This window comes from Cellulomonas uda (assembly GCF_006538705.1).
Lineage (GTDB): Bacteria > Actinomycetota > Actinomycetes > Actinomycetales > Cellulomonadaceae > Cellulomonas > Cellulomonas uda.
This window is the reverse complement of the sequence record NZ_BJLP01000023.1, coordinates 15297-38545: the sequence shown is the minus strand read 5'-3', so window position 1 is coordinate 38545 and position 23249 is coordinate 15297. Positions and strand designations below refer to the sequence as shown.

Here is a 23249-nt window from a genome sequence, read left to right as displayed (position 1 = left end):
CGCCTGACGGCCGGGGCCGGGCCTCGCGGAGACGTCCGCGGGACCCGGCCCTTCGTCGTCTTGGCGCGGTCAGCGCGTGCGGCTCACGTCCCACGCCACCGCGGACCCGGCGGGCACGACGACGTCGACGCGTCCGTCACGCACCCGGGTCGGCGCGCACGTCCCGGCCCCGGCGAGCACGTCGCAGTACTCGCCGTCGGGCAGCCGGGTCGCGAGCGTCGCGCGCAGCTCGTCGTCGCCGAGGTTCACGACGACGAACCCGCGCTGTCCGCGCCCGAGCGCGACGGCGTCGCCCTGCGACCACGTGTCGACGACGGGCGCGTCGCCCACGACGCCGCGCCAGCCCACCATGCCCGCGACCTGCGGCCAGCGGTGCTGGCAGACCCAGTCGCCGGGGGCCAGGTCGTCGCCCGGCGCGACGTCCGGCGCGCACGTCGCGTCGAGCACCCGCCCGTCGGTGTCCTGACGCGGGCCCGCGTCGACGTCCTCGAACGCGTAGCCCGAGTACACCTGCGGCGTGCCGTAGGTGCCGGCGAGCATCAGCACGGTCGCGAGCGCGTCGTCGGTCCCGGCGCGGTAGGACAGCGTGGAGCCGTTGCGCTCGGTGTCGTGGTTCTCGACGAACGCGACCGCGTCGGCGGACCGCACGTACCGGGCGGTCGACTCGCCGAGCTCGAGCGCGAGCCCCGGCGAGCCCGCGACGACCCCGGCGAGCTCCTTGCCGTACGTGAACTCGTACACCTGGCCGTTCGGGGTGTACTCCTCGGGCGTGATCGGCTCCGCCGAGCCGCGGATGACCTCCTGCATGACGGCGACGTCGTCGGGCAGGGCAGCGACGACCGCCGCGACGTCCTCGGTCGCCATGTGCTTGGCCGCGTCGATGCGGAAGCCGTCGACCCCGAGGCCCACGAGGTCCTGCAGGTACGCCGCGAGGCGCTCGCGCACGTGGGCGGCGCCGGTGTCGAGGTCCGCGAGGTTCAGCAGCTCGCACGTCTGGACCTGCGCGCGGTCCAGGTACATCGCGATGTCGTCGTCCGGCGTCAGCCCGCAGTGGTGGAAGTCCGCGGGCGTCCACGTGCCGGGGTACTCGTAGTGCTCGTACGGCGAGCCGGCCCAGCCGGTGCCGGGCACGTCCTGCCCCGTCATGTGGTTGACGACGGCGTCGACGCGCACGTCGACGCCCGCCTCGTGGCACGCGTCGACCATGGACGCGAACTGCTCGCGCGTGCCGAGCCGCGACTCGAGGCGGTAGCTGACGGGCTGGTACGACGTCCACCAGGGCTCGCCGGTGATGTGCTCGTTGGGCGGTGAGGTGAGCACCCACGCGTACCCCGCGGGCCCGAGCGTCGTGGAGCACTCCTGCGCGATCGCGTCCCACGTCCACTGGAAGAGCTGCACGCCGACGTCGTGCCCGCTGCCGTCCGACGCGGGCTGCGTGGCGGGGTCGGGGGGGTCGTCCGAGCACGCGCCGAGCGCGGCGGGCAGGAGGAGCAGGGCCGCGAGTGCGGCCGAGCCGCGGCGCGCGCGGCGTGCGAGGTGCGTCATCGTCACCACCAGGTCGTCGTCGTCAGGTCTGCGCGTGCTGCAAGCCGTTGCAGCAATTTTCGTCGCGCGCTTCCAGGGTACGGGTCCAGCGCAGTAGGTTGCGTGCGTGACCCACGTCGTCGTGAACGGCCCTGCCACCTGGAACACCGTCGTCCGGGTGGCCGAGCTCCCCGAGCCCGTCCCGCACATGGTGCTGGCCTCCGCGCACCACGACGGCCTCGGCGGCACGTCCGCCGGCAAGGCCCGCACCCTCGCCGCGCTCGGCGTGCCCACCACGCTCGCCACCACCCTCGGCGACGACGAGCACGCGGAGCGGGTCCTGACCGCGCTCCGGCCGCGCGCGGGCGCGGCGCCGCTCACGGTGCTCAGCCGGCCGGCGGTCGCGGGCCGCACCGAGCGGCACGTCAACCTCGTCTCCGACGACGGCGACCGGCTCTCCGTCTACCTCGAGCTGCCCACCGCTCCCCCGGCGGACGACGCGCTGCGTGACCTCGTGCGCTCCGCCGACGCCGCGGTCCTCGACCTGGCCACGTCCTCGCGCGAGCTCCTGAGCGTCGCGCGCGCCGCGCACGTCCCGGTGTGGTGCGACGTGCACGACGACGACGGCGTCGGCGACCACCAGCGCGCGTTCGTCGCGGCCGCGGACGTCCTGCTGGTGTCCGACGCGCGGCTCGCCGACCCGGGCGCATACCTGTCCGCGGCGGTCGCGGGCGGCGCGTCGCTCGCGGTCTGCACGCGCGGCGCCCGCGGGGCCATCGCGCGCGACGCGGACGGCTGGTGGGAGGTCGGGCCGGCCGACGTCGGACCGGTGCTCGACGCCGAGGGCGCCGGTGACGCGTTCCTCGCCGGGCTGCTGCGCGCCGTGCTCGCGGGAGAGCCACGCGCGCAGACGCTCGCCGAGGCCGCCGCGACCGCGGGGCTCGCCGTCACGCACGTCGGGCTCGGCGCACCGCACGCCACCGTGCAGGACGTGGTCCGGCTCGCCGCGACGGTGCGGGTCGCGCGCGTCGAGTGAGGTCCCACCCCGCCGCGCGGAGCGGGGTCAGCCCCCGGAGACGCCGAGCTCGGCTTCGTGCAGCTCGCGGCGGAAGTCGTCGGACAGGTCACGCGAGTCGAGCCAGCCGTACGGCAGCACGACCTTCTTGGGCGAGCCCGCCCGGCCGCGCTGACCCTCGGCGGGCTCGCCGGGGTAGGGCTGGTCCAGGTCGAGCAGCGCGATCAGGTCGTCGAGCTCGGCCAGCGAGCTCACGAGGCCGAACCGCGCGCGCAGGTCGCCACCCACCACGTAGCCCTTGAAGTACCACGCCATGTGCTTGCGCATCTCGCGCAGCGCCTTCGACTCGTCGCGGAAGTGCTCCACCATGAGCTCGGCGTGCCGGCGCACCGTGTGCGCCACCTCCCGCAGCCCCGGCCGCACCCGCTCGTCGGACCCCGCGAACGCGGCCGCGAGGTCCGCGAACAGCCACGGCCGCCCCTGGCAGCCGCGTCCGACGACCACGCCGTCGCACCCTGTCTGCTCGACCATCGTCAGCGCGTCCTGCGCGGACCAGATGTCCCCGTTGCCGAGCACCGGGACGTCCGTGACCGTCTGCTTGAGCCGCGCGATCGCCTCCCAGTCCGCCGTGCCCGAGTAGTACTCCGCCGCGGTGCGCGCGTGCAGCGCGACCGCCGCGACACCCGCGTCCTGCGCCACGAGGCCCGCCTCGAGGTACGTCAGGTGGTCGTCGTCGATGCCCTTGCGCATCTTGACCGTCACAGGCACCCCGTACGGCCGCGCGGCACGCACGGCCCGCGTGACGATGTCCTGGAACAGCCCGCGCTTCCACGGCAGCGCGGAGCCGCCGCCGCGGCGCGTGACCTTCGCGACCGGGCACCCGAAGTTGAGGTCCACGTGGTCCGCGCGGTCCTCCGAGACGATCATGTGCACCGCCGCCTCGACCGTGCCCGGGTCGACGCCGTACAGCTGCACCGACCGCGGCCGCTCGTCGGGCTCGTGCTGGATGATCCGCAGCGACTCCTCACCACGCTCGACGAGCGCGCGGCTCGTCACCATCTCCGCGACGTACAGCCCCGCACCCTGCTCGCGGCACAGGCGGCGGAACGCCGCGTTGGTCACGCCCGCCATCGGCGCGAGGACGACGGGCGTGTCGACCTGCAGGGGGCCGATCCGCAGCGGCGGGAGCACCGCCCCCGCCGCGCGAGTGGTCGCCTCGTTCGTCACAGTCACGCGCCCCATCCTCCCATCGCCGCGACGTGACGCCCGGCACTCAACCTTCGCGCACGCTCGTGCGTCTCCTACGGTGTGACCACCATGACAGCCGGGACACGCGACGAGGACGGCACCGTCCGCGTCGAGCAGCTCACGGTCGTCGCCCCGCGCCCGCGCGCAGCCCGGACCCGCAGCGCGACGGACGAGCAGTTCAGCGCGTTCGTCGCCGAGCACGGGGACGACCTGCTGCGTACCGCCTGGCTGCTGTGCGGGGACGCCCACCGCGCCGAGGAGCTGACCCAGCAGGCACTCGTGCGCACCTACGCCGCGTGGCACCGCGCGCAGGACCCGCTCGCGTACGCGCGGCGCGTCCTGGCGAACCTGCGCGTCGACACGTGGCGACGACGTCGCCGCGAGGTGCTCACCGCGCCCGAGGACCTGCCGGAGCGCGCGCGCAACGACGTGCACGCCCGCACCGAGGACCGCGACCAGCTCGCCCGCGCGCTCGCGCTGCTCAGCCCGCGGCAGCGACGCATCGTCGTGCTGCGGCACATGATCGGCATGCCCGAGGCCGAGGTCGCCGCCGAGCTCGGTGTGAGCGTCGGCACCGTGAAGTCCACCGCGTCCCGCGGGCTCGCGACGTTGCGCGCCGCGCTCGCCACGCACCAGGAGGAGGCCCGATGAGCGCCGAGCTGCGTCCGGACCCGGACCTCGCCGCGCGCGCCGCGCAGGCGACCCCGCCCATGTCGCTGGACCGCGACGCGCTGCTGCACGCGGCGCACCGGCACGTCCGGCGGCGCACGGCGACGCGCGTCGCCGGCGGCGTGCTCGCGGTCGCGCTCGCCGCGACCGTGGTCGTCGACCTGGCCGACCGCACCGCCGAGCCGCGTCCCGCGCAGCCGCCGACGCAGATCGCGCTGCCCCTGGGCGACGACCACGTCGTCGAGGTCGCGCAGGGGCTGCTCGCGGTCAACCGGGTCGGCGCGCCGCGCGCCCCGCAACGCCACTCGGTGCCCCTCGCCGGGGACGCGCAGTGGCAGGTCGACCTCGGCCTCAGCTCGGACGAGCGCGAGCTCGTGCTCACGGTCGGCCACGAGTCCGACGGCGAGCAGGAGGCCGCCGCCTACTACACGGGCGTCGCCGCCGGCAGCGCGGAAGGCACGGGCGGCGGGACGTGGACCTGGGGCAGCGCCCCCGCCACCGAGGGCCTGCGGTTCTCGGGCGAGCTCGACACCGGCGAGTGGACCGAGCTCGTGGTCCTCCCCCAGGACCTCCGGGAGCCCCACGTGCTGCTGTGGAGCACGACCGGGTTCGCGGTGACCGGCGGCGCCACCACGGTGGTCGAGCTGCCGACGTTCGCCGCACCCGACGGCCAGCTGCTGGCCGCCGCGCTCGGCGACTACTCCGTTGCGGCCCGGATGCGCCTGGGCCGGTCCGGGGTCCTCCTGGTCGACTCCGACGGGGACGTCGTCCCGGTGCCGTGCGACGGGGCGGGCCCCGAGCAGTGCCCGGACGTCGACGAGGTGCCCGGCCTCGCCGACGCGGTCGCCGCCATCCGCGCCGAGCCGCGCGACGCGGCCGCCTCCGTCATCGACCTCGCGCCCGGCGTGCGCGCCACGACCGCGCTCGCCCGTTCGACGGGTGCGGGCTGGGACACCGGGGTCCGCGTGCCCGTCTCGGTCGTCGCGACGGTCGAGCGCACCGTGAGCCTCGCCCGCGCCACCCCCGCCGACCTGCTCGCCGCCGGGGGTCCGGACGGCGACCGACCCGGCCGCGGCGTGGTCGCGCGAGTCGCGGGCACCGAGATCCGGCTACCCGTCACGTGGTCGGACGACGACACCGCCGAACGCCTCGCCGCGGGCTCGTCCTACCCCGGCGCAGCACGCTGGGGTACGGACGACGTGCGGCTCGTCACGGGCGTCGTCCCCCGGTGGATGCCCCGGGCCGACGTGCTGCTCTGGTTCCCGGACGGCATCCGCGACGACGACGGGCGCACCGTGCACGCGCTCGAGGTCCCGACCTTCGAGGACCCCACCGGCACGGGAGCCCGGCTGTACATGGTCGCGCTCGGCAGCGTGACGCGCGCCGACGGACCCGGTGCCGCTCCGCTGGTCCTGCACCTGGGCGGCGGGTCGACGGCCGACGTGCTCGACACCGGTGGCCTGTGCACCGGCGTGCCCGCGGAGTGCCTCGAGGCGCAGCCGGACGGCGGCGCCTCGCTGCTGGCCGAGCTCGCCGCACGCGGCGTGCGGACCGGGACCACCGACGCGGACGGCTGACCGCGACCCGACCGTTCCCGGTCGGGTCGGGCACGGTCGGGACTCAACACCGGACGGGGTTGCTGCGTTCTCTACGGTGTGACCACGATGCCGCTGACGTCCACGTCCGACGACCACCGCGGGCCGGAGCCCGGCCCACCGGCGGGACCTACGAGATGACCAGCTGCGGCTCCCGGGGCCCGGACGCGACCTGCGAGGTCGAGGAGAGCGAGCAGTGGATGGAGGACCTCGCGCGCGAGGTCCTGCAGTGACCCGCTAGCTCGCGGCGAGGCCCGTCCCCGACCGGGGACGGGCCTCGCCGTGCGTGCGGCCGCGGGACTTGGACGTCAGGCGCCCAGAAGACGCGGGGCGAGGTAGGACGTCACCTGGTCGAGCGCCACGCGCTCCTGCGACATGTCGTCGCGGTGGCGGATGGTCACGGCCTGGTCGTCGAGCGTGTCGAAGTCGACCGTGATGCAGAACGGCGTGCCGATCTCGTCCTGGCGACGGTAGCGACGGCCGATCGCGCCGGCGTCGTCGAAGTCGACGTTCCAGCTCTTGCGCAGCTCGGCCGCGAGGTCCCGGGCCTTGGGCGAGAGCTGCTCGTTGCGGGACAGCGGCAGCACGGCCGCCTTGACGGGCGCGAGGCGCGGGTCGAGCTTGAGCACGACGCGCGTGTCGACCCCACCCTTGGTGTTGGGCGCCTCGTCCTCGGCGTACGCCTCGACGAGGAACGCCATGAGCGAGCGCGTCAGTCCCGCGGCGGGCTCGATGACGTAGGGCACGTACCGCTCGTTCTTGGCCTGGTCGAAGAACGACAGGTCCTGTCCCGAGTGCTCCGTGTGCGTCGACAGGTCGAAGTCGGTGCGGTTGGCGATGCCCTCGAGCTCGCCCCACTCGCTGCCCTGGAAGCCGAACCGGTACTCGATGTCGACCGTCCGCTTCGAGTAGTGGGACAGCTTCTCGGCCGGGTGCTCGTAGTGCCGCAGGTTGTCCCGGTCGATGCCCAGGTCGACGTACCAGTCCGTGCGGTAGTCGATCCAGTACTGGTGCCAGGTCTCGTCGGTGCCGGGCTCGACGAAGAACTCCATCTCCATCTGCTCGAACTCGCGCGTGCGGAAGATGAAGTTGCCGGGCGTGATCTCGTTGCGGAAGGACTTGCCGATCTGGCCGATGCCGAACGGGGGCTTCATGCGCGCCGCGGTGTAGACGTTCTTGAAGTTCACGAAGATGCCCTGCGCGGTCTCGGGCCGCAGGTAGTGCAGGCCGGACTCGTCCTCGACCGGGCCGAGGTACGTCTTGAGCATCATGTTGAAGTCGCGCGGCTCGGTCCACTCGCCCTTGGTGCCGCAGCTCGGGCACGGCACGCCCGCGAGGCCGCCCTCGGGCGCGCGGCCCTTGCGCTCCTCGAACTCCTCGAGCAGCTGGTCCTCGCGGAAGCGCTTGTGGCAGCTCAGGCACTCGGTCAGCGGGTCGGTGAACACACCGACGTGGCCCGACGCGACCCACACCTGACGCGGCAGGATGACCGACGAGTCGAGGCCGACGATGTCCTCGCGGCTCGTGACCATCGCACGCCACCACTGGCGCTTGATGTTCTCCTTGAGCTCGACTCCCAGCGGTCCGTAGTCCCAGGCGGAGCGCGTACCGCCGTAGATCTCGCCGCTCGGGAACACGAACCCGCGCCGCTTGGCGAGGGAGACGACGGAATCCAGACGCGAGGGTGCTGCCACGGCGGTGCTCTCCTGGTGCTCGGTGCCCGCGGCTGGGTGCCGTGAGCCGGATGGGTGACGTCCGCGGTGCACGTGCGCCGCGGAGCCCGCCCAGGCTACCGGCCCGACGCGCCCGTCCGGGTACCGCAGGACCCAGGCCGGGCGCCCCCGCGCGCGTGGGGCGACGCGGCGCTCAGGCGTGCTGCGAGACGCAGAACTGGTTCCCGTCCGGGTCGGCGAGCACGGTCCACGACAGGCCCTGTTCCGCGTGCCGGGCGACGAGCGTCGCACCGTCGGCGACGAGCCGCTCGACCTCGGCCGCCACGTCCGGCGCCTGCAGGTCGAGGTGCACGCGGTTCTTGCCCGGCGTCGGGCTCTCGACGCGCTGGAACCCGAGCTGCTGCACGCCGCGCACGTCCGTCACCACGACGAACCAGGCGTCGGGCTCGCCCTGGACGGTGCCGCCCAGCCGGCGCGCCCACCACACGGCGAGCGCGTGCGGGTCCGTCGAGTCGAACGTGACCATCTCCACCATGAGTGCCATGCGCACACCGTAGGGCCGGGCGCCGACACGCAAGCCGGGTCAGGACGCGTCGTCGACCCGCCGGGTCCGGGCACGCACGTGCATGCGCTCGCCCTGCGGACCGAACAGCGTGAGCAGCTCGGTCGGTCCGGGCCCGGGGTTGAGCAGCGCGTGGGGCGTCCGGGTGTCGAACTCGGCGACCTCGCCCTCGGCGAGCACCAGGTCACGGTCGCCCAGCAGCAGGCGCAGCCGTCCCGTCAGGACGTAGACCCACTCGTGCCCCTCGTGCACCTGCAGCTCGCCGGGCGGGCCCGGCTCGGGCGGGAGCACCACCTTGTACGCGCGCATCCCGCCGGGACGGCGCGTGAGGGGCACGTACGTGCGCCCGCGCCGGTGGATCGGCGTCGCGTGCACGCGCGGGTCGCGCGACTCGGGTGCGCCGACGAGGTCGTCGAGCGCCACGCGGTGCAGCCGTGCGAGCGGGAGCAGCAGCTCGAGCGTCGGGCGGCGCTGGCCCGCCTCGAGACGCGAGAGCGTGCTGATCGAGATGCCCGTCTCCTCCGCGACCGCGGCGAGGGTGAGGTCCCTGCGCTGGCGCAGCGCACGCAGCCGGGGCCCGACCCCCGAGAGCACGTCGTCCGTCATGCGCGCCATGTTGCCAGTCCGGCAACGATCCTTGCTACCCCAACCGCGGACGCGGGACGGTGCGGACAGCACACCACGACCGCGAGGAGCACACCATGACGCACGAGCGCACGCACGGCCACCGCCACGACGAGCCCGCCCAGGACGCCCCCGCGGCGCGGCCCACCCCACCGACGCCTGACCCGCCCGCCGCCGACCGACCCTGGGACGTCGTCGTCGCAGGCGGCGGTCCCGCCGGCCTCGCCGCGGCCCTCGTGCTGTCCCGCGCCCGGCGGCGCGTACTCGTCGTCGACGCGGGCGCACCGCGCAACGCACCCGCCGCGCACGCGCACGGCTTCCTCACGCGCGACGGCGCCGCCCCGCGCGCGCTGCTCGCGCACGGTCGCGACGAGGTGCTCGGCTACGGCGGCGAGGTGCTGCCGGGGCGCGTGACGGCCGTCGAGGGCGAGCTCGGCGCGTTCGTCGTGACGCTCGAGGGCGGCACGCGGCTCGCGGCGCGCGCGGTCGTCAGCGCCACGGGCGGCCGTGACGCGCTGCCCGACGTCCCGGGCCTCGCGCAGCGGTGGGGGCGGGACGTCCTGCACTGCCCGTACTGCCACGGCTGGGAGGTCGGCGACGGGCGCGTCGTCGTCGCCGCCGAGGGTCCGCTCGGCGTCCACGCCGCGCTGCTGTGGCGGCAGTGGACGCCGCGCGTCACGCTGCTGCGCCCGGACGCCGCGCTGCCCGCCGACGAGGCGGCACGGCTCGCCGCACGGGGCGTGCGCGTCGCGCTCGGACGGCTCGCCGGGCTCGTCGTGACCGACGACCGGCTGACCGGCGTGCGGTCAGACGCGGGCGAGACGCTCGCCGCCGACGCGCTGGTCGTGCGCACGCTGCTCGAGGCGGACGACGAGCACCTCGCGCCGCTCGGGCTGCGTGCGGAGCCCGTCGAGCACGCCGGTGTCGTCGTGGCCCGCGCCGTGCCCACGGACGCCTGGGGCGGGACCGGAGTGCCGGGCGTGCGCGTGGCGGGCAACGTGTCCGACCCCGCCGCGACCGTGCTGGTCTCGGCCGCGCAGGGCGCCACCGTCGCCGGGATGCTCAACGCCGAGCTGGTCGAGCTGGACGCCCGCGAGGCCGTCGGCCGGTGGCGCGGGCTCACCTCGGGGCCCGACGCGACGTCCGCGTGGTCGCTCGACGCGCACGGCTGGGAGGAGCGCTACGGCACCGCGCCCGCGGTGTGGAGCGGGCAGCCCAACGCCGCGCTCGTCGCCCAGACGGCACACCTGACCCCGGGCACCGCGCTGGACCTGGGGGCGGGCGAGGGCCGCGACGCGGTGTGGCTCGCGCAGCGCGGCTGGCGCGTCACGGCCGTCGACTTCGCCGCGACCGCGCTGGAGCGCGGTGCCCGTGCGGCCCAGCAGGCCGGGGTGGACGTGCGCTGGGTGCAGGCGGACCTCGCGACGCCGGACGAGCGGGCGCTCGACGGCGGGTCGACGTTCGACCTGGTCACGTCACACTTCCTGCACCTCGCGCCGCAGGCCCGACGCGGGCACGTCGCGCGCGCGGCCCGGCTCGTCGCACCCGGCGGGACGCTCCTGCTCGTGCAGCACCACGCGCTCGACCTCGCCGCGCCGGTGGGGCTGCCCGACGACCCGTCGATGTTCCCCGGGGCGGACGAGGTGCGCGACGAGCTGCTCGCGCTCGACGCGGCATGGACGGTCGAGGTCGCGCTCGCCGTCCCGCGTCACGCGACCACGCGCGAGGGCGAGACCGTCACGGTGCACGACGCGGTGCTGCGAGCGCGACGCGCCTGACCGGCGGCCCGACGAGCGTGCGACGCACGGTCACCACGCCGCTCACCGCCGCGAGCAGCACCACGCCCGCACCCACGAGCGCCAGCGACGACGGGCCGACCCACAGCTCCGCGACCGTGAACGCGCCCGGTGGCGCCACGGCGGCCCACACGGGCAGCAGCGCGCCGTACAGCAGCGACCCGAGCACCGCACCCACCAGCCCGTGCGACGCCGACTCCACCGCGGTGAGCCCGAGCACCTCGTGCGGCGTCGCGCCCAGCAGACGCAGCGTGGTGAGCCGCTCGTCGCGGCGGCCGGCACCCAGCCGGGCCGTGGCGGCGCCGAGCACCACGAGCGCGACGGCGAGCAGCACGGTCGCGGCGGACGCGAGCCGCACCTGCGGGTGGTCGAGCCCCGACGCCGCGGCCGGGTGCGCGGCGCGCTGCGCGAACGCGAGGGTCACGGCGAGCACGCTCGTCGTGAGGACGGTCGTCAGCGCGGACGCGGCCACCGCGACGCCCGTCCGCACCCGGCCGTCGCGCCCCTCGGCGCGGCGCAGCCGCGGCCCGAGCGCCAGGACGGGGTTCACGGGTCGAGCCGCCCGTCGCGCAGCTCGACCCGGCGGTCGCACCACCCGGCGACCAGCGGGTCGCGCGTGACGACGACGAGCGACGCGCCGATCGCACGCGTCGAGTCGACCAGGACGCGCAGGACCTCGCGGCTCGTCGCCTCGTCGAGCAGGCCCGCCGGCTCGTCCGCGAAGACGACGTCCGGGCGCGTCACGAGCGCTCGCGCGACCGCGACGCGCTGCACCTGGCCGCCGGACATCTCGCCCGGCCGGCGACCTTGGTCGCCGGCCAGGCCGAGACGCGCGAGCCACTGCGCCGCCAGCCCCTCCGCATAGGCGCGTGGCTCCCCGTCGAGCATCGCCGCGAGCGCGACGTTCTCGAGCGCCGACAGCTCGGACAGCAGCTGCCCGTGCTGGAACACGAACCCGAACCGCCCACGCCGCAGCAGCGCACGCTCGCGCTCCGACATGCCCTCCACACGTCGGCCGCGCAGCGCCACCGTGCCCTCGTCGGGCGTCACGATGCCCGCGAGCACGTGCAGCAGCGTCGACTTGCCCGAGCCCGACGGCCCCGTGAGCGCGAGCGACTCCTCCTCACCGATCTCCAGGTCGACGCCCGCGAGCGCGGTCGTCGCGCCGTGGCGCTTCACGAGGCCACGGGCGACCAGACGCGGCTGCCCGGGCGTCGTGATCTCGAGGAGCGGGTGCGCGGCGGTCGAGGTCATGCGCCCAGCCTGGCGCCGGACGCGCGCGTCGGACGTCCCTCACGGGTCTCGTCGTACCGGGCTCGCGTGCGACCCTCGGCGGTCCTGCCGCAAGACGTTGTCATCCTCTCGGCGGATACGCCCGGTCAGACCTTCGGCTGGTCGACCGCTCCCCCGTACCGGCGGTCCCGGCGCGCGTACTCCTCGATCGCGCGCCACAGGTGTCGGCGGTCGACCTCGGGCCACGGCTCGTCGAGGAACACCATCTCGGCGTACGCGGCCTGCCAGATGAGGAAGTTCGACGTGCGCTGCTCGCCCGACGAGCGCACGAAGAGGTCGACGTCCGGCAGGTCGGGCTCGTCGAGGTAGCGGGCGAACATCTTCTCGTTCACGCGGTCCGGGTTCACCCGGCCCGCCTGCACGTCGCGCGCGAGCGCCGCGGCCGCGTCGGCGATCTCGGCGCGCCCCCCGTAGTTGACGCACATCGTCAGCGTGCAGACCGTGTTGTCCTTCGTGCGTCGCTCCGCCTCCTCGAGCTCGGAGATCACCGAACGCCACAGCCGCGGCCGCCGGCCGGCCCACCGCACGCGCACGCCCCATGACGCCATCTCGTCGCGCCGCCGCCGGATCACGTCGCGGTTGAAGCCCATGAGGAAGCGCACCTCCTCGGGCGAGCGGTTCCAGTTCTCCGTGGAGAACGCGTACGCCGAGACGTACTCGACGCCGATCTCGATCGCTCCCGCCACCACGTCGAGCAGCGACGCCTCGCCCGCCTTGTGCCCCTCGATGCGGCTCAGCCCGCGGGCGTTCGCCCAGCGGCCGTTGCCGTCCATGACGACCGCGACGTGCCGCGGCACGAACTGACGCGGGATGGCGGGGGGCCGCGCACCCGAGGGGTGCGGGAACGGGGGCTGCACGCTCGTCGACACGTCCGCCATTGTGCCGCCCGCGGGACCGCGTGCGGGACGCCTGCTACACCCGCTCGACGTGCGGCAGCGAGCGCAGACGCCGCTCGAGGTGGAACTGGCTGAACGCCGCGACGAGGCCCGCGGCCTCGCCTCGGTGTCGTTCCGCGCTCGCGTCGGCGACCACCCAGTCGCCCGAGATGAGCGCCGCGAGCAGCGCGAACGTCTCGGGAGCCGGCGACGCCGAGCCCGGGGGCCGGCACCGCGCGCACACCGCGCCGCCCGACTGGACGTTGAACGCGTGGTGCGGGCCCGGCTCGCCGCAGCGCGCGCAGTCCGCGAAGCTCGGTGCCCAGCCCGCGACCGCGAGCGCGCGCAGCAGGTAGGAGTCGAGCACGAGTCCCGGCGTGTGCTCGCGCGTCGCGAGCGCACGGACCGCGCCGACGAGCAGCCAGTACTGCTGGAGCGCCGGCTCGTGCTCGGCCTCCACGAGCCGCTCGGCGGTCTCGAGCATCACGGTGCCGACCGTGTACAGCGCGTAGTCCTCGGCGATCGGCCGGCCGTACGGGCCCAACGTCTCCGCCTGCGTCACGATGTCGAGGTTGCGACCCGTCGAGAGCTGCAGGTCGACGTGCATGAACGGCTCGAGGCGTGAGCCGAACCGTGAGGTCGTGCGGCGCACGCCCTTGCCGACCGCACGCACCTTGCCGTGCTGGCGGGTCAGGAGCGTGACGATCCGGTCCGCCTCACCCAGCTTGTGGGTGCGCAGCACGATCGCCTCGTCGCGGTAGAGGCTCACCGGGCCATCCTCCCCCACGCCGCCCACGCTCGGGCGGACGGCGCGGGGAGAAGGCCCTCGGCGGGCTCAGCGCAGGTGGCGGTTGATCGCCGAGACGATGGCCTTGAGCGACGCCGTCGTGATCGACGGGTCGATGCCGACGCCCCACAGGATCTCGTCGCCGATCGCGAGCTCGACGTAGGCCGCGGCCGTCGCGTCGCCGCCCGAGGACAGGGCGTGCTCCGCGTAGTCGAGCACCGCGACGTCGACGCCGACCTGCTTCAGCGCGGCGACGAACGCCGCGACCGGACCGTTGCCCGAGCCCTCGAGCGTGCGGACCTGCCCGCGGTCGACGAGGTCGACCGAGAGCGTGTCCGGGCCGTCCTGCGCGCTCGTCGCGCGCGTGCCCTGCAGCGAGAACCGGCCCCAGGGGACGAGGCCGCCGAACTCCTGCGCGGGCGTCGCGACCTTCGCGGCCTCCACGGGCAGGTACTCGTCGACGAAGATGCGCCACAGGTCGTCCGCCGTGACCTCGGTGCCGTGCTGGTCCGTGTGCCGCTGCACCACCTGCGAGAACTCGATCTGCAGCCGGCGCGGCAGGTCCAGGTCCTTCTCGGACTTCATCAGGTAGCTGATGCCGCCCTTCCCGGACTGCGAGTTGACGCGGATGATCGCCTCGTACGAGCGGCCGACGTCCTTCGGGTCGATCGGCAGGTACGGCACGGCCCACACCACGTCGTCGACCGTGCGGCCCAGCGCCTCGGCACGCGACTCGAGCGCGTCCAGGCCCTTCTTGATCGCGTCCTGGTGCGAGCCCGAGAACGCGGTGAAGACCAGGTCGCCGCCGTACGGGTGGCGCTCGCCCACCGGCAGCTGGTTGCAGCGCTCGACCGTGCGCCGGATGCGGTCCATGTCGGAGAAGTCGATCTCCGGGTCCACCCCCTGGCTGAACAGGTTCATGCCGAGCGTCACCAGGCACACGTTGCCCGTGCGCTCGCCGTTGCCGAACAGGCAGCCCTCGATGCGGTCGGCACCCGCCATGTAGCCCAGCTCCGCGGCCGCCACGGCCGTGCCGCGGTCGTTGTGCGGGTGCAGGCTCAGCACCACCGACTCCCGGAAGCGCAGGTTGCGGCTCATCCACTCGATCGAGTCCGCGTACACGTTGGGCGTGGCCATCTCGACCGTCGCCGGCAGGTTGACGATGACGGGCCGGTCGGGCGTCGGCTGCCACTCCTCGAGCACCGCGTTGCAGATCCGCACCGCGAACTCCAGCTCGGTGCCCGTGTACGACTCCGGGGAGTACTCGTAGTAGACCTCGGTGTCCGGGACCAGCTCCTCGTACTTCTTGCAGAACCGCGCACCCGAGACCGCGATGTCGACGATGCCGTCCTCGTCGGACCGGAACACCACGTCCCGCTGCAGCGTCGACGTCGAGTTGTACAGGTGGACGATCGCCTGCTTCGCACCCGCGATCGCCTCGTACGTGCGCTCGATCAGGTGCTCGCGCGACTGCGTCAGCACCTGGATCACCACGTCGTCGGGGATCCGGTTCTCCTCGATGAGCATCCGGACGAAGTCGAAGTCCGTCTGCGACGCCGCCGGGAAGCCGACCTCGATCTCCTTGTAGCCCATGTCCACCAGCAGCTCGAACATCTCGAGCTTGCGGGCCGGGTTCATCGGCTCGATCAGCGCCTGGTTGCCGTCGCGCAGGTCGACCGCGCACCAGCGCGGGGCCTTCGTGATGCGCGCGTCCGGCCACGTGCGGTCCGGCAGGTCGACGCGGATCTGCTCGTGGAACGGCCGGTACTTGTGGACCGGCATGCCCGAGGGCTTCTGGGGGCTCGTCTGCTGGTAGCTCGCGCCCGTAGGGGTGACGCTCATGAGGGGACCTGCTCCTTCGGTGGTTCGACTCGGCGAGTGGTCAGCCGGCGCATCACGACACCGCGGCAGGGATCCGGCCTAGAAGGCCCCGCCGCGGCACCGAAGGAGGAGGCTCACGCGTGTGGTGCTCAGCACGTCGGTCACCTTACTCCCCCGCCCGGCGGGGTCCGCAAACCCCGCTCACGCCCCGGTCGGCTCACGCCCCCAGCACGACGATGCCGTCGGCCGTCCGCCCGACGAGCAGCCCGCCCACCGCGGCGAGCTGCGTCACCTGGCGCGGCAGGTCCACCTGCCAGCGCTGCGCCCCGTCGCGCAGACCGCGCGCCGTCAGCGTCGTGACCCCGTCGTCCTGCGCCGCGGTCAGCACGAGCGAGCCGTCGGTCAATGGCGGCCAGTCCGGTGCGTCCGAGGCGTCGGACCACAGCGGGGCCCCCGTGCGCACGTCGTACGCCGCGTACCGACCGCCGTCGGACGCGAGCAGCGTCGTGCCGACCACGGCACGCGGCGTGGCGCGCAGGCCCAGCGACCACAGCTCCTCACCCGTCGCGGCCTCGAGCGCGCGGATCGCGAGCCCCGTGGACACCACCACGACGTCGGGCGCCGAGTCGTCGTCGATGTCGAGGCGCGAGGGCACGGCGGGGATCGCCGGACCCTCGTCGCCGGCGCCGTCGTAGAGCCGACCGCTGCCGGCCGGCGTCCACGCGGCGTAGCCGTCCCGGTACGGCAGGAGCGCCAGCGCGCGCCCGCGCCCCTCGTCGTGCAGGACGGACCCGTCCGCGAGCCGCAGCACCGCGATCTGCGCGCCGCGCACCACCGCGACCCGGTCGGTGAGCTCCATCGTCGTGCGCTCGATCGCGAGCGCGCTCGCGAGGCGCTCGTGCGACCGGTACGACCACCGCACGTCGCCCGTGCGACCGTCCCGCCGCTCGACCGCGGTCTGCCCGTCCGGCTCCGTGACCGCGACGACCACGTCATCACCGACCCGCCCGAACCCGGTGAGCGTGCCGAGGCGCGTCCACGCGCCGAGCTCCTGGCCCGTCACGGCGTCGAACGCGAGGATCCGCAGCCCGGCGGTCACCTCCTCGCCGTCCACGTAGACGGGCTCGATCAGCCCCGTGACGCACACGACGAGCGAGTCGACGCGCCCCTCGCGCCAGCTCGGGCACTGCACCGGGACGTCCTGCGCACCCGCCTGCGCGGGGGTGACGCGCGCGGTCCAGCGCTGCGCGCCGGAACCCGCCTCGTAGCCGGTGAGGTGACGGCCCTGCGAGTCCTGCGTGACGACGACGACCGTGTCGTCGGCGACGAGCACCGTGCCGGGGCCGGGCTTGGCGGGTGCGCGCCAGCGCACGTGCACCGGGCCGTCGACGGGCGTCAGCAGGCCGGGGACCGTCACGGCCTGCTGGTAGGCGCGGTCCCGGCGCGCCGCGTCGACGGCGACGAGCACCGCCACGAGCGCCACGACGACGAGCGCGACGACCGACCAGAGCACCGCATGCCGGCGCAGGAGCCCGCGCCGGCCGCCCGGACCGCCGTCGTCGGGGACCGTGTCCGCCGTGCCATCTGGCGTGCCGTCTGCAGTGCCGGCCGCTGTGCCGGCCGCTGTGCCGGCAGTCGAGACCGGCCCGGGGGCGTCGGTACCGTCAGCCCGACCCGCCCGGGGGCGACCCGCGGGGCCGGCGGTGGAGCCGTCGGCGGGCGCTGAGCTGCCACGGGCGACCGTGGGGGCGGTCTCCTCGTCGACCTCGACAAGCTGCAGCTGTGCAGCCCGACGACCGCTGGACATACCGCCAGCGTAGGGGGGCCGGGCGCCGCACGGGCGCCGAACGGCGATTCCGGTCCCCCGCGTCACCTGCCGGGAGCACGACGACCCGCGGGCGACCCGTCAGGACGTCGCGACCAGCCGCATCGCGCAGTCCCCGAACATCACGACCGACCCGAGGCGCAGCCGCACGGGCTGGTCCACCGGGCAGATGACCTGCGCGCCGTCGGGGAGCGTCACGACCGTGCCGTTGGTCGAGCCGCGGTCCGCGACCCACACGCCCGACTCCTCGACCGCGATCTGCAGGTGCGTCTTGGACACCGACCGGCCGGGGTCGACCACCCGCACGAGCTGCACACCGTCCGCGGCGGCGGCCGGGTTGCGCCCGACGAGCGCGGTGCGCCGCACCTCGACCCGCTGGCCGTCGCTGATCTCCACCACCGCGACCGTCACCGTCCCGCGCTCGTGCGCGGGCGGAGGCGGCGGCGGGAGGGTCCGGCGACGCGTCGACTCCACGTGCTCGTCGTCGTCCGACGGCTGCGGCACGCTCACGCCGGCCGGCGCCTCGACCGCCACCGCACCGGCGGGGTGCTCACCGGCGGGGTGCTCATCGGCGGGGTGCTCACCGGCGGGCTGCTCACCGGCGGGCTGCTCACCGACCGGTGCGGGCGCCGGCCGAGCCCACGAGGGCGTGGCGGGCGCCTCGGCGGCCGCGGGCGCCGGCGGGGGCGGGACGAGCGGCAGCGCGCGCGTGTCGAGGTCGGGGCCCGCACGGTGCGGGGCGAGCGGCGCGAGGACCAGCGGCCGAGGGACGGCACCCGTGGCGTGCGGGACGCCGGGACCGGGCGGCGGGGGCACCGGGGGCACGGCGGGCACGGGGGGGACCGGCCCCACCACCCCCACCTCGTCGGCCGGGGCGCGGAACGACGTCGTCGTCCCGGCACGCAGCAGGTCGGGTCGCGGGGGCGGCGGAGGTGCGGCCGCCGCACCGAGACCGCCCCGCACGTCGAGCACCATCGCGTGCGCCGCACGGTCGTGCCACCCCTGGCGCCGGCCCGAGGAGTCGAACAGCGGCGACAGCAGCACGACGAGCTGGCCGACGCCCACCACGAGCGAGCCCGCCGCGACCACGAGGCCACGCAGCAGCACGCGCCACATCCCGATCGGCCGGCGGCTGCGCTCGTCGACGGTCCGCACGCCTACCAGGCGACGCCCGACCGTCCAGCCGAACCTCCCGTGCAGCACCCACTGCGCGACCGTCAGCACCAGCACCGCGGCCGCGCACGCGGGCGTGACCCACGGGGGCAGCCCCGTGTCGCCGAGCGCGGACGTGCGACCGTCGGCCGCCGCCGCCACGGACCGCGCGCCCGCCACCACCCACACCCAGCCGCCCACCAGGAGGGTCAGCGACGCGTCGACGACCACCGCGGCAGCGCGCCGGCCCAGACCGGCAGCGGGGGCTGCCGTCGAGTGTCGGATCACCGGGACTCCTTCCTGGACCTGCGAGCGGCGCCCCGAGCGACCGGGGCACCGTCCTGTGCGCGGCGGGCACGGCGTCGCGCCCGCACGGAGCGCAGCGACAGCCGCGCCCGGAGCCGGCCGCGCCACCCGACCGTCGCCCGCATCGTCGCGAGCGCCTCGTCGACCTGCGACCAGTAGCGGCCGACGAGCGCGTCGTCGGGCTCACCCGGCCCGAACACCGCCCGGTCGGCGCCCTGCGCGAGCGTCGCGACCCGCCCGCCGAGCTCACGCGCGACCGCGTGCCGCCGCGCTGCGGCGTCGGCGGGGGGCGTGAACGCGGCGGCGACCGCACGGGCCGCCTCGAGCCGCGTCCCGGTGGCCGGTGGGGTGCGGCGCAGGTCGACGGCGTGGTCGAGCACCTCGTCCCAGCCGCCCGCCACGCGCGTCACCGTGTCGCCACGTCGGCGCCGCCGGCGACGACGAGCCGCCTTGATCGCGCCGACCACGAGGAAGGGCGCGGCGAGCAGCAGCGCCGGGATGCCGACCGCGACGGCGACGACCGCGATCGTGCGCCACAGCGCCGACGCGTCGTCGTCATCCTCGGGCTGCTCGGGTGCGGGCTGCTCCGTGTCGTCGTCAGGCGGCGTCACCGCGCCGGGCGGCGGCGGGGGCGGCTGGACGACCTGCGGGTTCGGGTCGTCCTCGGTCTCGGTCGGGTCCGTGTCGGGCGTCTTCTCCTTGGGCGGCGTCGCGTCGAACGGCACCCAGCCGTGGCCCGTGAACGCGATCTCCACCCACGCCTGGACGTCGGCGCCCCGCACGGTGACCGGCTCGCCCTCCGCGACGTCCTCGCGGGACGGCACGAAGCCCAGCACCACCCGGGCCGGCAGGCCCATCGAGCGCGCCATGAGCGCCATCGCGGCCGCGTACTGCTCGCCGTCGCCGATCATCTGGTCGGCGCCCAGCAGCGTCGCGATCCGGTCCGCGCCGTGCCCGGACAGGGAGTCGACCTGCCCCTCGAGCCCGTCGCTGTAGTAGCCCTCGTCGATGAGCCAGTCGGCGAGCGCGTCGGCGATCTCGACGGCGCGGCCCGCCTCGCGCGCCACGTCCGCCGCCGTCACGCCCACGACGTCGGGCACGCCCTCGAGCGCGGGCTGCGCGACGTCGGCGGCGGCCGACGACGTGAGGTCGTCCTCGCCGGGGACCGGCGGCACCACCGCGTCGATCTCGTACGTCGTGCCCCGGCGCAGGCCGCCGGTGAGGACCGCCGCGCCCGTCGCGTCGTTGTAGCGCAGCTGCGACGACTGGCCGCGGTCGAGGTGGAACGACGTCGCCTGCCCGACCGTCGGCAGCCACACGCCCGCGAGCTCGTCGACCGTGATGCGCACGGTCCGGCGCTCGCCGCGCACGCTCGTCGGGAGCACGTCGCCCACCCGCCGGAACTCGCCCGAGCTCTGCGCGGACCCGTCTCCCGCGACGTTCCACACGACACCGTCGTACCGGTCCATCGTCGCGAGCCGCACACGGTCGCCCGCCTCGAGGCCCTCGACGGTCAGCAGCGTCGAGTCCTCGAGGTCCTTGAGGTACCGCCGGAAGCCCGACAGCGGGCTCGCGTAGTCCCGCGGGTCGAACGGCGGGACGATCTCGTCGCGCAGCACGTAGCGCGGCTCGTCGTCGACGACCGCGGGCGACGCCAGCACGCCCGAGCCCACGCCCACCGCGGCGAGCGCACCGAGCGCGACGACGCGCCGCGGTCGCAGCGCACCCGTGCGCCACGCCGCCCACGCCGGGAGCACCACCGCGAGCACGAGGCCCGTGAGGAGCGGCGGCACGCTCGGGAACCGGGTGCCGAGCAGGATCACGACGACCAGCACGGCGACCGGCACGAGCGCCGCGGCCGCGGACCACAGGCCGCGCACGCGCACCGCCGTCGCGACCGCGACGAGCGCACCCACGTACGCGAGCAGCAGCGGCGCGACGAGCAGCGTGCCGCCCGAGCCGAGCGGCGGCTGCAACGTCACGACCTGCGACCAGGACGTCACCGCGCCGCGCGCGAGCGCCAGCACGGTCTGCGGCGTCGGGACCACGCCGGCGACGGTCGTCGTCGGGACTGCCAGCGCGCCGCCCACCAGGGCGTACGTCGCGAGCGCCACCGCCACCACCGACAGCCCCGACCAGCGCGCCCACGCGCCCGCGAGCGCGAGCAGCGTCCCGAGCAGGAGGCCGCCGGCCACGGCGGGCACCGCCGTACCGCCACCGAACACCTCGACCAGCGGCCAGAGCACCAGTGCGAGCACCCCGACGAGGACCACGGCGTCGACGACGCCGTGCGCGAGCGGGCGCGGACGGCGCCGCGCGGCGGCGCGGGACCGCTGCGCGGGGGCCGCCGCGGGCGAGGTGCGCGGCCGCTCGAGCGTCGTCGTCACGAGACCACCCGCCGCAGGAGCCGGGGCAGGTCGTCGAGCGAGCCCAGGGTCCCGAGCGTGAGCTGACCCTGCGTCCGGACCGAGACCTCCGCGCCCAGCTCGCACCGCACGACGAGCGTGCGCGTGCCCGCCGGCAGGTGACGCGTGCCGAGGCGCAGGTCGCCGTCCGTGGGCACCGAACCGGTCACCAGCACCGCGACCGAGCACTGCGGCGTCTCGCGCACCACGCGACGGCCCAGCAGCGTCACGTCCGCGCCCGTCGGGTCCTGCTCGAGGCCGGAGCAGTCGTCGAGCAGCAGCGGCGGCGTGTTCACGCGCAACGACCCCGGACCCGCGAGCACCGCGAGGTCACGCTCGTCGCGCAGCGTCTGCACGCCGATCGACGCGATCGTGGACACCGCGATCTCGAACTCGTCGTCGTCCGCGTAGTCGCCCGGGCTCGTCGCGAGCGCCAGGACCGTCTGCGTGCGTCGCGTGTCCTCGAACTGCTTGACCATGAGCTTGCCGCGCCGCGCGGTCGTCCTCCAGTGGATGTAGCGGCGGTCGTCGCCCGCGACGTAGTCCCGCAGCGCGTGGAACGACATGTCCGAGTCCGACAGGTCGCGCGTCGACTGCCCCTCCAGGTCACGCAGCAGGCCGGCGCTCGCACCGCCCAGCGCGACCAGCGCGGGGTGCACGTACAGGTCGACGGGCCGCGTCCACAGCACGCTGCGTCGCGCGATGCCCAGGGGGTCGCCGCGCACCGAGCGGACCGGACCGACGACGACGACCGCGCGCCGCGCCGTCGGGATCGCGAACAGCTCGTCGTGCGTCGCGTCCGGCGCGAGCGAAGGGATGGCGAGCTCCGCGAGACCCGCCCCGACCGGCAGCTCCAGCCGCGACGGCAGCGACCGGCGCCGCGCGGCGTTGCGGATCTCGATGCGACCGACCGCGCGCTCGCCGATCTTCACGCGGTTGTCCGCCATGTCGAGCGTCACCGCGTAGCGCGCGCGGCCGACCGTCATGAGCAGGCACGCCACGAGGACGCCGCCGAGACCCGCGCCGAGAGCCGCGAGCTCGACCCAGCCGAGCACCCGGCCCAGCACGAGGCCGAGGAGCGCGACGAGCACGCACCCCCAGCCGACGCCCGAGATCCGCATCAGGCCGCCCGCAGCACCGGGGGCGCGACCTGGTCGAGCAGTCGCGCGAGCACGTCGATCGCGGTGACGCCCGCGAACTCCGCCTCCGCGTCGAGCACCAGGCGGTGCGCGAGCACCGGCTGCGCGAGGTCCTTCACGTCGTCGGGCAGCACGTACTCGCGGCCCTGCGCGGCGGCCCAGACCTTGGCGGTCCGCACCAGCGCGAGCCCACCGCGCACGCTCGCGCCGAGCGCCGTCTGGCTGTCGTCACGCGTCGCCTCGGTGATGCGCGCGACGTAGTCCAGCACGACGGGGTCGATGTGCACCGTCCGGGCGAGGTCGGCCATCGTGCCGACGGCCTCCGTCGTGATGCGCGCACCCAGGCCCACCGTCCGGTCCTTGGCCCCCGCGAGGATCTCGACCGTGGAGGCACGGTCCGGGTAGCCCAGGCTCGTCTTGATGAGGAACCGGTCCAGCTGCGCCTCCGGCAGCCGGTAGGTGCCCGCCTGCTCGATCGGGTTCTGCGTCGCGATCACCATGAACGGCCGGCCCACCGGGTGGGACACGCCGTCGACCGTGACGTTGCCCTCCTCCATGACCTCGAGGAGCGCCGCCTGCGTCTTGGGCGAGGCGCGGTTGATCTCGTCCGCCAGCACGATCGTCGCGAAGACCGGCCCCGGGTGGAACTCGAAACGCGCGGTCCCCTGGTCGTAGATCGTCACGCCCGTCACGTCGGACGGCAGCAGGTCCGGCGTGAACTGGATGCGGTGGTGCGTGCCCTGCACCGTCGCCGCCAGCGCCTTCGCGAGCGACGTCTTGCCCGTGCCCGGCGCGTCCTCGAGCAGCAGGTGGCCCTCCGCCACCATCGCGGTCAGCGCGAGCCGCACCGTGCGGTCCTTGCCCAGCAGCACGCGGCTGACGTTCTCCGCGAGCGCGGAGAACGTCTCCGCGAACCAGGTGCTCTGCTCGGGGGTCATGT

General features: G+C 75.2%; 19 protein-coding genes. 4 read left to right on the top strand and 15 right to left on the bottom strand.

Annotation, left to right across the window (positions count from 1 at the left end; genetic code table 11):
• Positions 1 to 69: 69 nt before the first annotated feature.
• Positions 70 to 1545 carry an alpha-amylase gene (locus CUD01_RS08225; protein ID WP_141320182.1) on the bottom strand — a complete coding sequence of 492 codons (1476 nt, stop codon included), beginning with the start codon at positions 1543 to 1545 and terminating at the stop codon, positions 70 to 72.
• A gap of 106 nt (positions 1546 to 1651) precedes the next feature.
• On the opposite strand from CUD01_RS08225, the gene CUD01_RS08220 reads away from it, so the two are divergent.
• Positions 1652 to 2560, top strand: coding sequence for a carbohydrate kinase family protein (locus tag CUD01_RS08220; RefSeq protein ID WP_141320180.1), 909 nt, complete (start codon positions 1652 to 1654; stop codon positions 2558 to 2560).
• Positions 2561 to 2587: 27 nt separating this feature from the next.
• Here CUD01_RS08220 and dusB read toward each other — a convergent pair whose 3' ends face one another.
• The gene (gene dusB / locus CUD01_RS08215; protein WP_371860772.1) at positions 2588 to 3766 is read right to left on the bottom strand and encodes a tRNA dihydrouridine synthase DusB; all 1179 of its coding nucleotides are present in this window, start codon (positions 3764 to 3766) and stop codon (positions 2588 to 2590) included.
• A 90-nt stretch (positions 3767 to 3856) separates the two neighbouring features.
• Here dusB and CUD01_RS08210 point away from each other — a divergent pair, with 90 nt between their 5' ends.
• A complete protein-coding gene (locus CUD01_RS08210; RefSeq protein WP_094182223.1) occupies positions 3857 to 4438 on the top strand; it encodes a SigE family RNA polymerase sigma factor in 582 nt (193 codons plus the stop codon).
• A complete protein-coding gene (locus CUD01_RS08205; RefSeq protein WP_141320176.1) occupies positions 4435 to 6033 on the top strand; it encodes a hypothetical protein in 1599 nt (532 codons plus the stop codon). Before CUD01_RS08210 ends, CUD01_RS08205 begins: the two co-directional genes overlap by 4 nt.
• A 326-nt stretch (positions 6034 to 6359) precedes the next feature.
• On the opposite strand, the gene CUD01_RS08200 is transcribed toward CUD01_RS08205, so the two are convergent.
• The 3 genes from CUD01_RS08200 to CUD01_RS08190 all read right to left on the bottom strand — a co-directional run bounded on the left by CUD01_RS08200 (position 6360) and on the right by CUD01_RS08190 (position 8901).
• Positions 6360 to 7745 (bottom strand): glycine--tRNA ligase, encoded by a 1386-nt coding sequence (locus tag CUD01_RS08200; protein WP_094180334.1) that lies wholly within the window; start codon positions 7743 to 7745, stop codon positions 6360 to 6362.
• A gap of 172 nt (positions 7746 to 7917) precedes the next feature.
• Positions 7918 to 8268 (bottom strand): VOC family protein, encoded by a 351-nt coding sequence (locus tag CUD01_RS08195; RefSeq protein WP_141320174.1) that lies wholly within the window; start codon positions 8266 to 8268, stop codon positions 7918 to 7920.
• Between the two features lie 39 nt (positions 8269 to 8307).
• A complete protein-coding gene (locus tag CUD01_RS08190; RefSeq protein WP_371860771.1) occupies positions 8308 to 8901 on the bottom strand; it encodes a helix-turn-helix domain-containing protein in 594 nt (197 codons plus the stop codon).
• 86 nt (positions 8902 to 8987) lie between these two features.
• Between CUD01_RS08190 and CUD01_RS08185 the strand changes: the two genes are divergently transcribed.
• Complete coding sequence (locus CUD01_RS08185) at positions 8988 to 10688, top strand: bifunctional NAD(P)/FAD-dependent oxidoreductase/class I SAM-dependent methyltransferase (protein ID WP_141320170.1); 1701 nt, start codon at positions 8988 to 8990, stop codon at positions 10686 to 10688.
• Here the strand turns inward: CUD01_RS08185 and CUD01_RS08180 are convergent.
• The 10 genes from CUD01_RS08180 to CUD01_RS08135 form a co-directional block, all read right to left on the bottom strand.
• Positions 10648 to 11256, bottom strand: coding sequence for an FtsX-like permease family protein (locus tag CUD01_RS08180; protein WP_166771983.1), 609 nt, complete (start codon positions 11254 to 11256; stop codon positions 10648 to 10650). The two genes, CUD01_RS08185 and CUD01_RS08180, sit on opposite strands and share 41 nt — an antisense overlap.
• Positions 11253 to 11960: an ABC transporter ATP-binding protein gene (locus CUD01_RS08175; protein WP_141320166.1), complete on the bottom strand. Its 708-nt coding sequence runs from the start codon at positions 11958 to 11960 to the stop codon at positions 11253 to 11255. Before CUD01_RS08175 ends, CUD01_RS08180 begins: the two co-directional genes overlap by 4 nt.
• A 125-nt stretch (positions 11961 to 12085) precedes the next feature.
• Entirely contained in the window at positions 12086 to 12877 is a 792-nt protein-coding gene (locus CUD01_RS08170) for an isoprenyl transferase (protein WP_141320164.1), read from the bottom strand.
• A 34-nt stretch (positions 12878 to 12911) separates the two neighbouring features.
• A complete protein-coding gene (recO, locus tag CUD01_RS08165) occupies positions 12912 to 13643 on the bottom strand; it encodes a DNA repair protein RecO (protein ID WP_141320162.1) in 732 nt (243 codons plus the stop codon).
• A 66-nt stretch (positions 13644 to 13709) separates the two neighbouring features.
• Entirely contained in the window at positions 13710 to 15503 is a 1794-nt protein-coding gene (gene leuA / locus CUD01_RS08160; protein ID WP_141320160.1) for a 2-isopropylmalate synthase, read from the bottom strand.
• 196 nt (positions 15504 to 15699) lie between these two features.
• Positions 15700 to 17289 carry an outer membrane protein assembly factor BamB family protein gene (locus CUD01_RS08155; protein ID WP_141320158.1) on the bottom strand — a complete coding sequence of 530 codons (1590 nt, stop codon included), beginning with the start codon at positions 17287 to 17289 and terminating at the stop codon, positions 15700 to 15702.
• Positions 17290 to 17388: 99 nt separating this feature from the next.
• Positions 17389 to 18747: an RDD family protein gene (locus CUD01_RS17235; RefSeq protein ID WP_141320156.1), complete on the bottom strand. Its 1359-nt coding sequence runs from the start codon at positions 18745 to 18747 to the stop codon at positions 17389 to 17391.
• Positions 18744 to 21152: a transglutaminase domain-containing protein gene (locus CUD01_RS08145; protein ID WP_141320154.1), complete on the bottom strand. Its 2409-nt coding sequence runs from the start codon at positions 21150 to 21152 to the stop codon at positions 18744 to 18746. The genes CUD01_RS17235 and CUD01_RS08145 overlap by 4 nt, the downstream gene beginning before the upstream one ends.
• A complete protein-coding gene (locus tag CUD01_RS08140) occupies positions 21149 to 22291 on the bottom strand; it encodes a DUF58 domain-containing protein (RefSeq protein WP_141320152.1) in 1143 nt (380 codons plus the stop codon). Before CUD01_RS08140 ends, CUD01_RS08145 begins: the two co-directional genes overlap by 4 nt.
• Positions 22291 to 23247, bottom strand: coding sequence for an AAA family ATPase (locus CUD01_RS08135; RefSeq protein ID WP_094180346.1), 957 nt, complete (start codon positions 23245 to 23247; stop codon positions 22291 to 22293). The genes CUD01_RS08140 and CUD01_RS08135 overlap by 1 nt, the downstream gene beginning before the upstream one ends.
• Positions 23248 to 23249: the final 2 nt, after the last annotated feature.

Excerpts from the sequence above, each read along its gene's own strand:
- CUD01_RS08205 (WP_141320176.1), top strand. The coding sequence starts at position 4,435 with ATGAGCGCCGAGCTGCGTCCGGACCCGGACCTCGCCGCGCGCGCCGCG.
- CUD01_RS08170 (WP_141320164.1), bottom strand. The coding sequence starts at position 12,877 with ATGGCGGACGTGTCGACGAGCGTGCAGCCCCCGTTCCCGCACCCCTCG.
- CUD01_RS08195 (WP_141320174.1), bottom strand. The coding sequence starts at position 8,268 with ATGGCACTCATGGTGGAGATGGTCACGTTCGACTCGACGGACCCGCAC.
- leuA (WP_141320160.1), bottom strand. The coding sequence starts at position 15,503 with ATGAGCGTCACCCCTACGGGCGCGAGCTACCAGCAGACGAGCCCCCAG.
- CUD01_RS08155 (WP_141320158.1), bottom strand. The coding sequence starts at position 17,289 with ATGTCCAGCGGTCGTCGGGCTGCACAGCTGCAGCTTGTCGAGGTCGAC.
- CUD01_RS08190 (WP_371860771.1), bottom strand. The coding sequence starts at position 8,901 with ATGGCGCGCATGACGGACGACGTGCTCTCGGGGGTCGGGCCCCGGCTG.
- CUD01_RS08135 (WP_094180346.1), bottom strand. The coding sequence starts at position 23,247 with ATGACCCCCGAGCAGAGCACCTGGTTCGCGGAGACGTTCTCCGCGCTC.
- CUD01_RS08210 (WP_094182223.1), top strand. The coding sequence starts at position 3,857 with ATGACAGCCGGGACACGCGACGAGGACGGCACCGTCCGCGTCGAGCAG.
- CUD01_RS08225 (WP_141320182.1), bottom strand. The coding sequence starts at position 1,545 with ATGACGCACCTCGCACGCCGCGCGCGCCGCGGCTCGGCCGCACTCGCG.
- CUD01_RS08185 (WP_141320170.1), top strand. The coding sequence starts at position 8,988 with ATGACGCACGAGCGCACGCACGGCCACCGCCACGACGAGCCCGCCCAG.
- CUD01_RS08140 (WP_141320152.1), bottom strand. The coding sequence starts at position 22,291 with ATGCGGATCTCGGGCGTCGGCTGGGGGTGCGTGCTCGTCGCGCTCCTC.
- CUD01_RS08175 (WP_141320166.1), bottom strand. The coding sequence starts at position 11,960 with ATGACCTCGACCGCCGCGCACCCGCTCCTCGAGATCACGACGCCCGGG.